The sequence below is a fragment of the Halomonas elongata DSM 2581 genome (genome assembly GCF_000196875.2).
Lineage (GTDB): Bacteria > Pseudomonadota > Gammaproteobacteria > Pseudomonadales > Halomonadaceae > Halomonas > Halomonas elongata.
Genome location: NC_014532.2, coordinates 2,219,186 through 2,234,169 on the forward strand (window position 1 = coordinate 2,219,186; position 14,984 = coordinate 2,234,169).

The following is a 14,984-nucleotide window of genomic DNA, read 5'->3' on the forward strand; positions in this document are numbered from 1 at the left end:
CTAGACTGAGATGGAAAGATTCACGTCATGAACCACGCAAGCTGAACTAGACCAAGAAACCATCTCGAGATCTCATGCCTTCAATGCCAGCAGCTTCCGCAAACCCGCTTCGCTCATCAGACATGCCCGCCAGTCAGCAAGCCCATGACCTGCGGATGACATTGTGGGAACTGCTGACCCAGCACACCCTGCGCCCCGGTGACCGCTTGCCCTCCGAGCGGCAACTGCTGGAGTACCTGAACACGACGCGAATCACCCTGCGCGAGGCGCTTTCACAACTGGAAGCCGAGGGACGCATCTACCGGGAAAGCCGCCGCGGCTGGTTCCTCTCTCCCCCACGCCTGCGCTACGACCTGCTCGCCGGTCTGCCCTTCCACGAGATGGTCGAATCGCAACGGCGCCGCGCCGCCACCGAGCTGCTGGAAGCCAGTGAAACGGCCGCCTCGACGACGGTCGCCAGGCGCTTGGGCATGGCGGAAGGAACGCCGGTCTACCGCATCGTCAGAGCCAGAAGCATCGACGGTCGTCGAGTGCTCTATGTCGAACATCACCTCAGGGTCGACTGCTTTCCCGGCATCCTCGCGTTCGACCTTGCCGCCTGCTCGCTGACCGAACTCTATCGGCGGGAATACGCCATCCGGGTCAGCCGCGTCAGCTTCGAACTGGGATCCACGGTGCTGGGCAATCAAGCCGCCGCCGCCCTGTACGCCGCGCCGGGCAGCCCGGTGCAACGCATCACCCGCATCAACCATGACCAGAACGGCCGTATGGTGGATTGCGACGACGAATACTGGCGACACGACGCCATCGAACTCACCCTGAGCGCCGCGCCGCAATCCTGAGCGATAACATCAGGCAGGCGCGTTGCTCCCCTGCACCCTAGCTACCATGCTGCGTAGACCGAGGTGATCCAGTCCAGGAAGACCCGCACGCGGGGCGATAGCTGACGTCGCTGAGGATAGACCGCGTGCAGCGGCAGCGTCGGTTTGGGCCACTCAGGAAGGACCTCCACGAGCTCTCCCCGCTCGATCAGGGGCGCGACATGAAAGCGTGGCAGTTGAATCATGCCGCATCCCTGGCGAGCACTCTCCACATAGGTCGAGGCATCGTTGACCGTGATCCAGCCACCGACCTCGAAAGCCCGGGAACGGCCATCCACGATCACATCCAGAGTGCTGTCCACCGCATTGTTGCCAGAGAAGAAATTAACCACCTGGTGCTTGTGAAGCTCGTCGGGATGACGCGGATACCCGGCGCTCTCCAGGTATGCCGGGCTGGCACAGATCGTCTGGGGCATTTCGGCAAGCTTGCGGGCGACCAGGCTGGAATCCGCCGGGGCTCCGGAGCGCAGCGCACAATCCACTCCCTCTCCCACCAGATCCACGAACCGGTCCCCGCTGGTCAGAATCAGCTCCAAGCGCGGATAGCGGCGATGGAACTCCTGAATGCGCGGCAACACGATCAGCCGGGCCTGGGCGCCATGCATCTCGACACGCAAGACACCGTCGGGATTATCGGCGACCGGCTTCAGGGCCGCCTCGGCATCCTCCAGCTCCGCCAGGAGACGCACGCAACGCTCATGGAATGCCTTGCCCTCGGGGGTGGGACGTACCTGCCGCGTCGTGCGTTCCAGCAGGCGTACACCCAACCGGCTTTCCATCCGCTGAATGGCCAGGGTGGCGGTCGCTCGGGGAATATCGAGCCCGTTGGCTGCCTTGGTGAAGCTACCGCTCTCCACGATGCGCACGAAAAGGGTCATCGCCTCGAACCGATCCATACGAATTGTTTTTCCTGGCTGAATAGTCTTTGCAGATTAGCTGATTTATTCGCGTGAATGGAATGCCAATACTGGGCAGCGTCAACCCAACGAGGAACGGATCAATGACCGACACAACGCAGCAAGTCGCACTGGTGACCGGAGCTTCCCGTGGCATCGGCCGTGCCATCGCCCTCAAGCTCGCCGAGGATGGTTTCGCCGTCGTGGTGAACTATGCCGGCAATGCCGAACTGGCAAACCAGACCGTGACCGAGATCGAAGCGAACGGTGGCCGCGGAGTGGCACTACAGGCCGATATCGGCGATTCGGCGTCCGTCATTCGGCTTTTCGACCAAGCACTGGAAGCGTTCGGACGCCTCGACGTCGTGGTCAACAATGCCGGCACCCTGCAGATGGCGAACATCACCACCGACAATGTCGAGGTCCTCGACCGTACGCTCGCCACCAACCTCCGCGGCAGTTGGCTGGTGATGGCCAAGGCCGCCGAAACATTGCGCGAGGGTGGGCGCATCATCGCCCTGTCATCGAGCGTGCTGGCGAAATCCTTCCCCGCCTACGGTGCCTACATTGCCAGCAAAGCCGGTGTCGAGGGGCTGATCAAGGTGCTGGCCAATGAACTGCGCGGGCGCAACATCACCGTCAACGGCGTGGCACCCGGCCCCGTGGCCACCGAGCTGTTCTTCGAAGGCAAGAGCGACGAGCAGGTCGCCTCGATCGCTGCCATGGCCCCGCTTGAGCGCCTGGGACAACCGGAGGAAATTGCCGATGCCGTCGCCTTCCTGGCCGGGCCGCAAGGCGGCTGGATCAATGGGCAGGTGCTACGCGCCAACGGCGGTTTCTCCTGATGCAGCCAGGGGCGTGATCAGGGCCTCGGTACCACGAGCGGTTACCGAGGCTCTCGACGTTCAGCGCTGGGTATTTTGCTGGTCTGACGAGCTTTCCGACGAGGCTGCGTCGGGGCGCTCAACGAAACGAACGTTCTTGGTGGGCGCATGCGCGTAGGCGTTGACGTCTTCGGGCTCGGCGGTGTAGCTGTCCTCATAGCCTGGCACCGACTGGGCCATCAGGTCGGGGCGGCTGCCCCAGGGAGCGGCATTCACCTTCTCGTGATGCTCATCGCGAAGGCGCTTCAGCTCCTTCTCGTCCACCTTGGCGTAGAGATCACGCCAATAGGTGGCCGGGCGACCACGCTTGCCAGCCTCGTCATAGGCCCGAGTGGTCGGGTCGAGATGACGAAACGGCTCGAGCCGGGGAATGTCCGGCAGCGGCTGGCTGACGTCCATGAAGCGGCTCAGCATGTCCCACATGGCATAACGCTCGGCGATGCTGCCGGTATCAGTGGGAAAGGTGAATTCCAACGGCAGGCCGCTACGCTTGTCCTTGCTGAACTGCGGATAGCGGTGGCGCACCTTGAGGGTATGGCGCTGGTTGCCCTTCATGTCCGCCGCCATCTCGATAAAGGCATCGAACTCGTAGAAGGGAAAGTTGCCCTGAAAGCTCTTGACCAGGCCGGAACGGCGGCAGAAGGCGACATCGTCCGACCAGTTCTGGTTGCTCTTGTAGAAACGAATACCCTGAGTCTCGTAGAGTCTTCTCAGCAACGTAGAAACACCGCAAACCCCAGCAACACTCAACGGAATAACAAGCATGGAAAAGGAGAAGCCGTTCTTAGGCCAAAACAGTTCCGCAAAAACCTCCACCCCTAAGACGACTAACGCCGCGCCTAAAAAAAACCACCCTCCCCCTATGCGCCCCCCCGGCCCAATAAAGCTAAGAAGGTGCGTCCAGAAAACGAACCAGAAACGAAAGAAACGATAGATCAGGCTGATATCTTCATCGACAAACTGCGACCAGCGTAACTCGTTGATCATCGAATAGTCGTGAAAATCCTTCTCCCCCATGTACTTGAAGTGACGGTACCAGGCTTCTGAATACTCATATTCATACTCTGAAGGATTCACGCCGATATAGTGCCCCCACGGTAGGCGCGCCATATCGAAGGCGTCACCCAGTTTACCGAGCTTGCCCTTGGGGGGCGGCGCCTGGCAAGGGATACGATCCGCCGTGAAGGCCGTCTCCTCGTATCCTTCCGGCTGCACAGCGTCCGTCATATCCTGCCTCCTTGCTTGTTCCAGCGCCAGGTCAGGCTCGCCGGCTGCGCCAACAGACTGACCCGGTCGTTCAATTCTCGATGTTTCCGCTCGGCGGAGTCCCAGTACTCGATAGTCCCCTCGCCCTCGACGTCTTCCAGGCTCAGCCGTACCAGAGATTCCCCCCGATGATAGGCATTCTGAAACTCGGGCTCATGGCGGAAGCTCCCATGATTGTCCGCGAGCCAGTCGGCGGGCACATCGCCAAACCCCGGCACCGAGGGCACGCCCATGCGCTGCCACTGATCGGGTAACCGCAGACCAAGGTATCGTACCTTGTCATCGTCAGGGTCTCGCTGATCGATTTCCACCAGCAGCCGACGCCGATCCATGGGCGCATACTGATAGGTGAACCGCCTATCCGGTACTGGAGCCGAATAATCGGCCATCAGATTGGGGATGGGCAAGGAGAACTCACCGAACTGCAAGGCGGGGCAGGTCATGCGAATGGCGATATCACAGTCGCGAAACTGGGGATTGATATCGATCAGGTCCTGGGGCGTCACCAGTTCAAACTGGGCCTGGAAGAGCCCCTGCAATAGCTGGAAATATGCTGCTTCGGGCGACGCCGAGCGGAGAGAGGCAAGGTAATCGCGCTTGTCCACCTGATGCACATCATCTTCAGTATTCTCGGTAAGTCCCTCGAGTCGGCCACCCAACTCATCCTGCTCATGCCCAAAGGGCCCATAGCGCACCCAGAGGGAAAAGCGGTCGTCACGACTGTTGGTCGCCATGACCTGGCAGACCAGCGCCACCCCAAGGCTGACCAGCATCACCGGAACCGGCCGTGGCGTACCTACCAGGCCCATCAAACCATTCAGGAAACGATTACGAACCAGTTGCATCCTGGCGGCGTTCGCCAGCCCCTGGCCATAGCCGGAGCCTACATAGCTACCCACGGCAATCGCGCCACTGGCACCTCCCTTCCACGCAGCCGAATGCTTCAAACCTTTCTGATAATCCTGATAAGCATCGATAGCCACCAAGGTCGCGGTCAAGAGTCCTGCTGCAAATGCAACAGCCCCACGATACTGTCCCGCCTCACCCATGGCCCTTTGCCAAGCTTCATTTGTAATAAAGCTTCTATCCAGGTGCTGATTAATCCTAACGGCCCATCCCCAGCGCACATTGGCTAACTTAAGGCCCTGTGCAGTCAGCAGGGATGCATCTATAACCGCACTGCCAAACTTGGCACGGTTTAATTCAGTCTCTTCCTCGCGAAAATCACGGAAGCTTTTACCAACATTCCATAGTTCCAGCACCACCAGACCCGACCAAAGCCCTATATAGCCGCTCTGGGTCCAGCGATAGGCCTGCTCGCTTGTCACCTGCCCCGACACCCGATGCGGCTGAGCGGCGGCGGAAGAACTGGCCACCGCTTCGCCCAGCAGGACATTTTTTGCCGAAGCTGCCCGGAGGGCAACGCCCCCCTGAGCCAGTTCCTCGAACATCGGACGGACCTCATCGGGTAGCATCATCACGATACGCTCCCCCTGATAGGTCACCCGAATGGGCAGGCCGCCCATCATCGCCCCCTTGAGATCGGCGAGGTCCGAGGCCAAAATCAGTGAGATTCGCTGTTCACCCAGCTTGAGGCGCGACCAGACATTGAGCAAATGCGGTGATACTCTGGTTGCCACGGATTCCATGCCATTCAAAGCCATGCGGAACTCGCTCATCCCGGGCGCGAGACCGCCAGACTCCTCGTCGAGACGCTGCTGGTGGGCGATCAGCGCATCGCCGGTGGGTGTGGCCACCTTGCTCGCCTGATCGGCCACTGCGGTGCCACCCTGAGTGATCTTCGCCAGGTCGCGGGCATAAGCCGCGCCCCAGTCGTCCTCTTCCCGATTTTCGGGCGCGAACAGCAGATAGGCCAGGGGGTGGGAGGCCTCTATGAACAAGGCATCGAGCGTCCGACGACATGACGATGGCGCCTGCAGCGCCTCGGCCTCTTCTGGTGTGGCCTTGGGGTCAAGGCAGTCCATGCCCGCCTTCAGCGGCTCGAGACTACGTGACAACCAGTCATAAGGCTCGAGGTGATTGAGATCGTCGAAAAGCATGGCATCGCGCAGTGCAGCACCGAAGGCTCCTGGCGACTCATCCTCGAGCATCTCGACCAGCGATGTCAGTCGCTCGTCCATGCGCAGGCGAGTCAGACGACGTTCCTCTTCCTTGGTCAAACGAGCGAACAGGCTCTCCCGGGAGCGGTCGAGGCGTCTATCGAACCACTCATCGAGGTAGACCGGATTCTCCTGGCCATCGGGACCGTTTGGCATGAAGCAGTTGGCCAGCACCAGTTCCGCCGACTTGCCGTGAGGGTGGTATTTCATCCCCTCGGAGAGCACCCAGAGCAGTTCCTGGCTCGCCTGGATATCGTCGATCAGTTGATCGACCGCCTGCTTGGGATCGCGCAGGAAAATCGCGCACAACTGCTGATCCTTGAGTGGAGCGAGGATGTCCTCGCCGGCGGATGGTGCTGGGATCAGCTCAAGCAGCGAGTCATCCGCGCGATCCTCGTCGCTGCGGCGAACGTTGTTCCACTGCTGTACCAGGGTCGATCTCAGGGCCGGGGCGAAGTCCCGCTGGCGGCGCCGCATATCGATTTCCGGCGCCGACGCCTCTTGCTCATCGGACTCGAAGAAGGCCCGCTCTGCCTGCAACTGCTGGACAAGCCCCGCCCATCGCTCGCCCGAGACATCTTCCAGATAGTCGCGAGCGCTGCCCCTGGCCTGCTCGTAGAGCGGGTCGCGATCGCGCATGGGCGGCAGCCATTCCAGGGCTGCCTTGCCCTGCGTCTCATCGCGTTCCATCTCCAGGCCATACTGGTAGTGGTTACGCAGGTTGCCGTCCAGCATGGCCGCCACGGCGGTGGTGTTCAGTGGCAACGGCTGGGAACGCTGCTCAATGCGTGTCGGCTCGGCTTCGAGTTCGATGACATGCGCCCAGGGCCAGGGGTGGTCCGAATAGGCCAGGCGCACGTCCGCAGTCTCGCCACCCAGGCGCAACGGCAGGTGCAGGTTTGAAAGCTCTGGTCCGGTATAGTCGCGGACCACCGGAACCTCACCCTGTCGGCGATAGCCCGCCACATCACTGTCGACGAAGACCGGAGCCTTGCCCGGCTCGACACGGATGGCCAGCTCGCGGATCAAGCGTCCATTGAGGAACACATACAGGAAGCCACCGCGGCAGGGACCGGCGGCGATCTCTTCGTGATCCAGATACTGCATCGGCACGCAGGACACCATCAGGTGATGCTGGAAGTCCCGTTGCTTGGGGACGAGTCCGGTCTCGGTGACTCCCCCCTCGGGCAACAGTTCGACCTCGATGTCACCGACGCATTGCACCAGGCGGACATCGGACAGTTCATCTTCCTGATACTCGGCGGCAGTCTCGACGATGGGCCCGTAGCGCCCCTCGGAGGCCTCCCCTTCACTCAGTGACTCGACCTGTTGATCCTGCCGATAGAGGGCATAGGTATTCTGGCCGTTATCGGTATGGCGGCCGGTAATCTCGAGATAAAGCTTTCGGGGCCGGCAGGCGTGATTCGGTGGCATTCCCTGTTTCCTCATTCCCTGATGACCTGGCTAGGCACTCGATGCCAGCCGGTACATGCGATCGCGAAATTCGCTGAGTGACGAAGCCTCACGCTGGGCATTCACCAATGCTGCAACTCCTGCTCGTGCTGACTGCCGACGCTCGGCCACGCCATGCCAGTACTTTTCCATGTCACGCCACAAAGCGGAGATACCGTCATCATCCTCATGCAACCCATGACGATCCAAGGCATCGGCCAGCACCGGCATGAGGCGTGTCAGTCGTTGAATGCCGGACAACCGCTCCACCATTTCCGCCTCAACCTGAAGCGGCAAGCGGATATTGCCCACCTCGGTCTGGTTCATCGCCACGGACTCGAACAACCACCCGCTCCGGCAACGACAGACAGGCCAATGCCAGCGTGCCTCGCCACCCAGCATGGCGGCCCGGCTGGCTTGACCAAGCCCGCCCTCTCCCAGCAGCAGGTGCAACGCCATCGGCTCATGAAAGCGCAATAGCCCCTGTCCCTCCGGCTCCAGTCGTGCCGTGACGAAACCGGCCAGGTGAGCCCGAAGCTCATCGATCGGCAAGGGCGTATCGATGATCACCGCGGCCAGCTCACGCCAGGCGTCCAGCCGCTCGGCCAGGAAGTCCGGCACCTCTGTCACGTCCAACAGGACCGGGCCGGCATTCTTCAAGGCATCGTACGTCGTTCCCTCGTAGAGCCAGCGAAACTCGGGAGACTCTACTGCCTCATAAAAACGACGCAACACCTCGTACTCTGGCAGGCTGGCGGTTTCCACCAGCCAATAACGCCGGCCGGCCGACTCAGGAATCCCCAACGAATAGCGCATCGGCTCGCCTAGCTACGGCACGGGCAGTCAGCCAGCGGGCAACTGCCATCGGTCTGTTTCTGGCAGAGCTGCACGACACTAGCCTCCTCAGCCGATGCCGACAGCAAGGCCTCGTGAGTGATGGGCTGGATCGCCTCATGCGTTTCCTCACCCGCTTCCCCCGGCAATATCGGCGCCTGGGCACTCTGCCCGGTGCCCGAGCCGGGGCTGCCGCCGGAGTTGATCTTCACGCTCGGCCCGTTGATGGTCACGCCGCTGGGGTCGAGCTTCAGGAAGCTGCCACCGGCCTTGAGGGTGATCTCGGCGCCGGCTTCGACCACCACCTTCATGCCGGCCTTGTGGTGCACTTCGCTGCCGGCCTCGACGAGTTGGGCGCGACCGATCTTCTCGTGACGGGTCTGGCCCACGTTGAGGTGGTCGTCGCCATCAATCTGGGTACGCCGCTCGCCATGCACGGTGAGGTGGTCGTCACGGTCGAGTTCGCTCACCCGGTCGCGCTTGACGGCCAGATGGCTGTCGCGGCGGATTTCCTCGGTGCGGTCGTTCTCGGTGAGCAGCTCCAGGTCCTTCTGCGCGTGCACCCAGATCTGTTCCTGGTCGTGCTGGTCCTCGAAGCGCAGTTCGTTGAAGCCCTCGCCCTGGTGGGTCTGGGTACGCAGCACGGTGCGCGTCTTGTGCGCCGGCAGCTCGTAGGGCGGCGTATTCACCGCGTGGTAGGTGCGTCCGGTAATGATCGGCTGGTCGGGGTCGCCTTCCAGGAAGGAGACGATCACCTCGTGGCCGATGCGCGGAATCGCCATCATGCCGTAGCCGCCGCCGGCCCAGCCCTGGCTGACGCGCAGCCAGGCACTGGCGGTTTCATTGGGCTCGGCATAGCGGTCCCAGGGGAACTGGCAGCGCACCCGGCCGTGAGCGTCGCAGTGAATCTCCTCGCCCTCGGGGCCCACCACGAAGGCCACCTGAGGGCCGTCGACCCGCGGCTTGGGCTCGGGCGCGGGCCGCCAGGCGGTGTCGTCCGGGGTCAGCGTCAGGGTGTTGTGGTAACGGGTCATGCCGTCGGCCTGGGCGGCGTCCTCGCCCAGTGCCTGGGGCTGTTCGCCCGCGTGGACCACCTTGACGACCTGCCAGCCGCGGTTGAGCTCGCTGACGTCGTGGTCGGCCAGGGTGAAGCGCGTGCCCGGGGCCAGCTCGGGCAGGTCGCTCTCGCCGGCCAGGGTCAGGGCGTCGTGGCGCAGGTGCTCCAGCCGGTGGCGGGTGAAGGCCTGGCCCGAGGCGTCGGCCTTGTAGCGGCCCGGGTAGTCGTAGTGTTCGTAGTCGCCCCGCTGGCTGTGCTGCTCCAGCCCGTCGCCCTGGCGCTCGTGCAGTTGCGCGTAGGCCGGGCGCTTGAAGCTGTAGTCCTTGAGCTGGGCCCGGGCCGGGCGCACCCGGGCAGTCTGGGTCAGCCGGCGCAGGTGACGCTGCGGCGCGGTGCCGCCGGCGCGATGGTGGTAGGGGCGCTCGCCGAGCCCGGTGAGCACCTGGGGATCGTCGGCGAACACCAGCCGATGGGCGCCGAGGTCGCCATCCTCGAACTCATGGAAGTAGAACAACCCTTCCTCGGCGGCCAGGCGCTCGACGAAGGCCAGGTCGGTCTCGCGGTACTGCACGCAGTACTCGCGCTCGGCGGGCTCGCGGGTCACCGCGAAGGCCACGTCGGTCAGGCCGCGTTCCTCGCACAGGGTGTTGAGGATGGTCAGCGGCGAGACGCGCTGGAAGATCCGCGAGTTCTGGCGCAACGAGAGCCGCCACAGCGAGGGGCGGATCACGACCTCGTAGTGGCTGCGCCGATGGCCGCGGTCGCCGCGACCGAATTCGGCGACGATGCCGTGAACCCGTCGCTGGGCCACGCCGTCCTGCCACACGGTGAGGCTCGCCGGGCGGTCGAGCAGCGCTTCCGGCGAGAGGTCGACGGCGCGGCTGGCAAAGCGCACGTGAAGATGAAACGGCGACGACAGCGCCTCTTCATGGGTGAAGTCGACCACCGCCAGGTCGGCCTCACCGGCGCCGGTCAGGCTCAGGGTGAACTGCAGTCCGCTGCGATCGGCCATCTCAGCTACCCTCCCCGCTGGAGGAGCCGATCACCACGCCGCCGCAGTCCACGGCATCGCCGGTGAGCGCCACCGGCTTGCCATCGACCAGGATGCTGCCCGAGCCGCCGGCAATGGCGCGCGGGTGGGGGCCATGATCCGGCTTGTCGTGAGGCGCCAGAGGGTCACCCTGACGAGCCACCGGCTTGCCGTCGATCATCACCGTGGGGCTGCCGGCGGTCACCGGCGTGGGGGGGAAACCCTCGTGGTCGGTGCCGAGATCCCCCAGCAATACGAACTTGCGTCCCATGCGTCGTCCTCCTGCCGCTGCGCGTCGCCGTTCAGGCGCCGCTTGTGCGTTCGCGTTGGTCGTTCCACTGCGCCGGGGCCTCGAAGCTGGCCACACCACCGGCGTCCACGTGCATGCGCTTGAAACCCGCCGCCTCGAGACTCGCCGGAGCGGCGCCCTTGAGTGGCAGCCGGGTCTGCAGCGGCGTGCCACGGAATTCGCGCCGGGCGGCCATCAGCAGCCGGGCGCCGTGACCGCGACCCTGCCACTCCGGGGCGATGAAGAAGAAGCGCAGTTGCCAGGCGGCCTCGTCGTCCCGCCGGCATACCAGCAGCATGCCGAGCACCGGCCCGTCGCCGTGGCGCAGGGCCAGCAGCCGGCCCTGCCAGTGGGCTACCCGGTCCGCCTCGCGCTGCAGCCAGAGACCACGATGGACCACGAACTCGAGCGAGCGGCGCAGGGTCTCGAGACGGGTCTCGTCGCGCAGCACCCAGGGGGAGAGTCCCTCCCCCTCGGCGCGTCGGGCAGCCCCGAGAAGCAGCCCGATGTCATCCGTGCAGGCCTCGACCAGCTCCGGTGCCGGATCTCGCTTCACGGGCTCGACGGCGGGCGCTTCGGCTGGCTCGGTCGAACTCGCGCCCAGCCAGCGTTTAAGCGTCGTCAGCATCGTCCGGCCCTCCTGCTGCGTAGAGGGTCGTGGGCAGGTTGAAGCCCGCCACCAGCGACCGGGTGAAGGGATTGCGGGATCCATCGGCGGTCAGCCGGTAACGCATGCTGCCACCATCGACCTCGAAGCTGAGCTCCAGCTCGCGCTCGCCGGTGCCGGTCAACTGGGCCTCGTCGAGCAGCCGGAACCAGGCCCAGGGACCGTCGCGACGCAGGGTGCGCGGCGAATGGTTGACCTCGCTCGGCACCAGGGTGACCCGGCTTTCGTTGCTCTCACGCAGGCCGTTGGGCCAGATCATCGGCACCCGCCGGCTGGGGCCGTGGGCATAGTCGATCAACTGGCCGTCGACGCTGATCACCCCGCGACGCTTGTCGGCACTGAGGCTCAGCGGCTCGAGGCTGAAGGCCACGTCGAGCACACCGTCGCGGTTGAGATAGGCCTCGCGGATACGCTCGGCGCGCTGCACGGCATCGAGCACTCCCTGGCGCAACAGCGAGTCGCCCCCGTCGGTGCGCAGGGCCTCCGGCGCGCCCTCGATGAAAGGCTTGAGGTTGCGCTGATAGAAGGCATCGAGAATGCCGTCCGGGGCAAAGAAGTCCTCGAAGTCGGCCAGCGCCACCTCGCGGGAGGCCTGGGGCGCCAGCGGATAGCGGCCGGCAAGGTCCTGCTGGAAGGGTCTCACGACCTCATCCACCCACTGGTGCTCCAGGTGTCGAACCGCGCTGGCCATCAGCAATTGCCAACTCTGGTCGGCCAGGCTCTCGAGCATGCCACTCACCGGCGCCGGGACGTCCTCGGCAATGCGCTTGAGGCGGGCGATGGGATCCTCGCCCTTCAGGGAAATGCGGTCGCGGGCCAGTAGGAAGGCGCGCTGACCACGCTCGTCGGCTTCATCGACCTGGCGCAGGTAGTCGCGCAGGTCACCGATGGCAGACTTGATCTCGTCGAGCTTGGAGGGATTGTCGCCCCGCTCTTCGCTGAGCTCGTTGAGCGCGGCGAAGTGACGCTCGATCTCGCTGGCCAGCTGGTAGCGCGGCGATTTCTTCAGGGCCGCTCGGGCGGCCTCGTCGTCCGCCGGCAGTTCCGGATAGAGCCGGGTCTGGTCGGCGACCTCGCCAAGCAGGCGATCCAGCGGGCGACTGGCGCTGAGCAGGCCGTCGGCGACCACCACCGCCTGATGGATATCGGGCAGCGGCACCATGCGGATGTCGGCCAGCGCCTCGCGCCAGGTGACGTGATAGTCGCTGATATAGCGCTCGCGCAGGGCTTCCTGAAGCTGACGGTGGTCGGCTTCGCTGAAGTCGATGTCGTCCCGCTGGCCGAGCACCCAGGTATCGACCAGCGCCAGCTCGGTGGCCTGGTCGAGCTGGTCGAGGAAGTAATCCTCGAAGCCATTGCGCGTCAGCAGGCCGGGAATGCGCACCAGCTCAGGATTGTCATCGCGGGCCATGAACACCAGGCTGAAGCTCGAACCGACGCTCGAGCGCAGATCCAGCGGTGCGGCGCGATGTTCATCGATACCGGACTTGAGCGAGGCATATACTCGCTCGGCCATCGGCTGGCGGGCGAGTTCCTGCTGGGCGGCCTCGATGCTGCCATCGAGCGGCGCCATGGCCTGACGAGCGCCGGACTGGCCGGCCTCGGCGTGGCCTGCCAGGTCGGTGTAAGCCAGGGCGTAATCGAGATGCGCCAGCAGGCGACGCTGGACTTCGCCGCGACCGGGGAAGGCCTCCTGCCAGCGATCCTCCATGAAGTCATGGACGCGCTGAGGCTGACGACCGCTGGCGTCGGACATCATGCGCAGGATACGCAGCAGCGCCAGCTTCTCGTTGCTGCCCTCCGGTGCCCGGTTCATGTCGTCCATGATGCCGATCATCAGCGCCGGCAGGAATTGCTCCTCGAGCAACCTCAGGTAACCATTGTCGATCTCGACGCCCAGCTCGTGTCCCTGATAGAGGCCCATATCAGCCAGCAGCCAGGGCCGCGAGCGGTAATCGCCGAATTCCTGCGTGGCGCTGAGCAGGCGGTCCAGCGGCTCGAGCAGCGCATAGCCGGTAGGATCGTCGTTCTGCCAGTCGCTCGGGCGCACGGCGAGAAAGGCCTCGGCCTTGTCTTCCACGGCCGCCAGGGCCTTGGAATTCTTCTCGTAGAAGTGGTACCAGCCACCGACTAGGGCAGCGCCGACGAACAGACAGCCCAGTGCACTGGCACGACGGATACGACGTCGACGCCGTGCCGCCCGGGCATTGTCGCCGGCCAGCCCCGACTCAGGATAGATGATGCGCTCGAACAGCTCTTCGGTGAAGTACAGTGCCGAGCGTGTCGCCCGATGGGCCGCCTGCACACCGTCGGTCATCCCGTAGCGCCGTGCCGCGGCATCGACGAAGGGATCTTCCGGCACGCCTTGCTGATAGACCGAGGTGAAGTAGGCCCCGCGTACCAGCGCCGCCGTGGAGAAACGGTCACTGGACAACGCTTCACCGAGGAAGCCAAGCAGTACGTCGCGCAAGCCGGCGAGCTGTCGCACGAAGCGGAATACCGCCTCGCGCTCATCACGATCACGGCACTCGACGAGCAGGGTCGGCAGCGTCTGGTTGAGACGCTCGAGCATGTCGTCGTAACCCTCGGCGAACTCCTCCTCCCAACGGCCGGGACGCTCGAGGGAAGCAGCGGAGAACGTGAAGCCGAGCGGTGCCCGTCGGGCGGCCCGGGAGTAGTGACGGAAGAAGTCGTCGAACCCGTGCAGCAGGTCCATCTTGCTAAAGGTGACATAGACCGGCAGTCGGCTGCCGTGGCGCTCCATCAACTCGCGCAGCCGGGCGCGCAGCAGCGAGGCGTAGGCCTTGCGTACCGCCACTTCGGCGTCGCTGAGCCGCGCCAGGTCGAGCACCAGCACCACGCCGTCCAGCGGACGACGCGAACGATGGCGCTCGAGCCAGTCGACGAAGTGGTCCCATAGCCGACTCTCGAGTTCCGCCGGCTGACCGCCCTGCAGGGCCCCCTGGGTCAGCAGCTCGCCGTCGGGATCGATCAGCACTGCCTTGTCGCCGATCCACCAGTCGAAGCCCAGTCGCCCGCGCTTGCCCTGTCCGGAGGCCTTCATCACGTGGGTCAGGGAGAAGTTCTGCCCCGAGCGGTTGATCAGGCTGGTCTTGCCGGCGTTCTCGACGCCCATCACCAGATACCAGGGCAGCTTGTATCGAGCGTTGGCGCCACCGCCCAGGCTGTCGGTCAGTTCGAGGAGCGTGGCATTGAGGCTTTCCTCCTGGCGCTCGAGCTGGCCCAGCACCGGATCGACCTGGCGCTGCTCTTCCTGGCGACGCTCGTCATCGAGGGTGCGCAGGCGTCGCGCCAGGCGGATGCCCCACACCACCGCCACCACCCCGGCCAACGCCAGGCTGGCCAGCAGGCGGTTGACCCAGGGCCCCAACGGCCGTCCCCCGAATGCCTGCCACTGCGGCCCCAGCCACCAGATCGCCACCAACAGGGCGATGACCAGCAGCCACCACAGCCAGATGCCCAGACGCTTCAGCCCCCGAGCCCTGTTCGCGTGTCCCCGCGCCTGGTTGAGCTGGCTGTCCGCCTGGGCCATGCCTGGCACCCAGCGACTCAGCCTGGCCTTCACTCGTCTCCACATGTGCCTTGCT

At 64.4% G+C, this 14,984-nt stretch carries 10 protein-coding genes; 2 read left to right on the forward strand and 8 right to left on the reverse strand.

Annotated features, from left to right (window positions below; translation table 11 throughout):
* The first annotated feature begins 155 nt into the window (after nt 1-155).
* Entirely contained in the window at nt 156-842 is a 687-nt protein-coding gene (locus tag HELO_RS10495; RefSeq protein ID WP_223248611.1) for a UTRA domain-containing protein, read from the forward strand.
* 41 nt (nt 843-883) lie between these two features.
* Here the strand turns inward: HELO_RS10495 and HELO_RS10500 are convergent, their stop codons facing one another.
* Nucleotides 884-1,777, reverse strand: coding sequence for a LysR family transcriptional regulator (locus HELO_RS10500; protein ID WP_013332658.1), 894 nt, complete (start codon nt 1,775-1,777; stop codon nt 884-886).
* A 104-nt stretch (nt 1,778-1,881) separates the two neighbouring features.
* Here HELO_RS10500 and HELO_RS10505 point away from each other — a divergent pair, with 104 nt between their 5' ends.
* Nucleotides 1,882-2,622, forward strand: a complete 741-nt coding sequence (locus HELO_RS10505) for an SDR family oxidoreductase (RefSeq protein WP_013332659.1) — start codon at nt 1,882-1,884, stop codon at nt 2,620-2,622.
* 60 nt (nt 2,623-2,682) lie between these two features.
* Here HELO_RS10505 and HELO_RS19175 read toward each other — a convergent pair whose 3' ends face one another.
* Genes HELO_RS19175 through tssM form a run of 7 tightly spaced genes read right to left on the reverse strand, consistent with a single transcriptional unit; the run spans nt 2,683 to nt 14,974 of the window.
* Complete coding sequence (locus HELO_RS19175; RefSeq protein ID WP_013332660.1) at nt 2,683-3,888, reverse strand: hypothetical protein; 1,206 nt, start codon at nt 3,886-3,888, stop codon at nt 2,683-2,685.
* Nucleotides 3,885-7,481, reverse strand: a complete 3,597-nt coding sequence (locus tag HELO_RS10515; protein WP_013332661.1) for a hypothetical protein — start codon at nt 7,479-7,481, stop codon at nt 3,885-3,887. Before HELO_RS10515 ends, HELO_RS19175 begins: the two co-directional genes overlap by 4 nt.
* 30 nt (nt 7,482-7,511) lie before the next feature.
* The gene (locus HELO_RS10520) at nt 7,512-8,315 is read right to left on the reverse strand and encodes a DUF4123 domain-containing protein (RefSeq protein WP_013332662.1); all 804 of its coding nucleotides are present in this window, start codon (nt 8,313-8,315) and stop codon (nt 7,512-7,514) included.
* A gap of 8 nt (nt 8,316-8,323) precedes the next feature.
* Nucleotides 8,324-10,402, reverse strand: a complete 2,079-nt coding sequence (locus HELO_RS10525) for a type VI secretion system Vgr family protein (RefSeq protein WP_013332663.1) — start codon at nt 10,400-10,402, stop codon at nt 8,324-8,326.
* A 1-nt stretch (nt 10,403) separates the two neighbouring features.
* The gene (locus HELO_RS10530) at nt 10,404-10,691 is read right to left on the reverse strand and encodes a type VI secretion system PAAR protein (protein ID WP_013332664.1); all 288 of its coding nucleotides are present in this window, start codon (nt 10,689-10,691) and stop codon (nt 10,404-10,406) included.
* 31 nt (nt 10,692-10,722) lie between these two features.
* A complete protein-coding gene (locus tag HELO_RS10535) occupies nt 10,723-11,337 on the reverse strand; it encodes a GNAT family N-acetyltransferase (RefSeq protein WP_013332665.1) in 615 nt (204 codons plus the stop codon).
* Nucleotides 11,321-14,974 (reverse strand): type VI secretion system membrane subunit TssM, encoded by a 3,654-nt coding sequence (tssM, locus tag HELO_RS10540; protein ID WP_013332666.1) that lies wholly within the window; start codon nt 14,972-14,974, stop codon nt 11,321-11,323. The genes HELO_RS10535 and tssM overlap by 17 nt, the downstream gene beginning before the upstream one ends.
* Nucleotides 14,975-14,984: the final 10 nt, after the last annotated feature.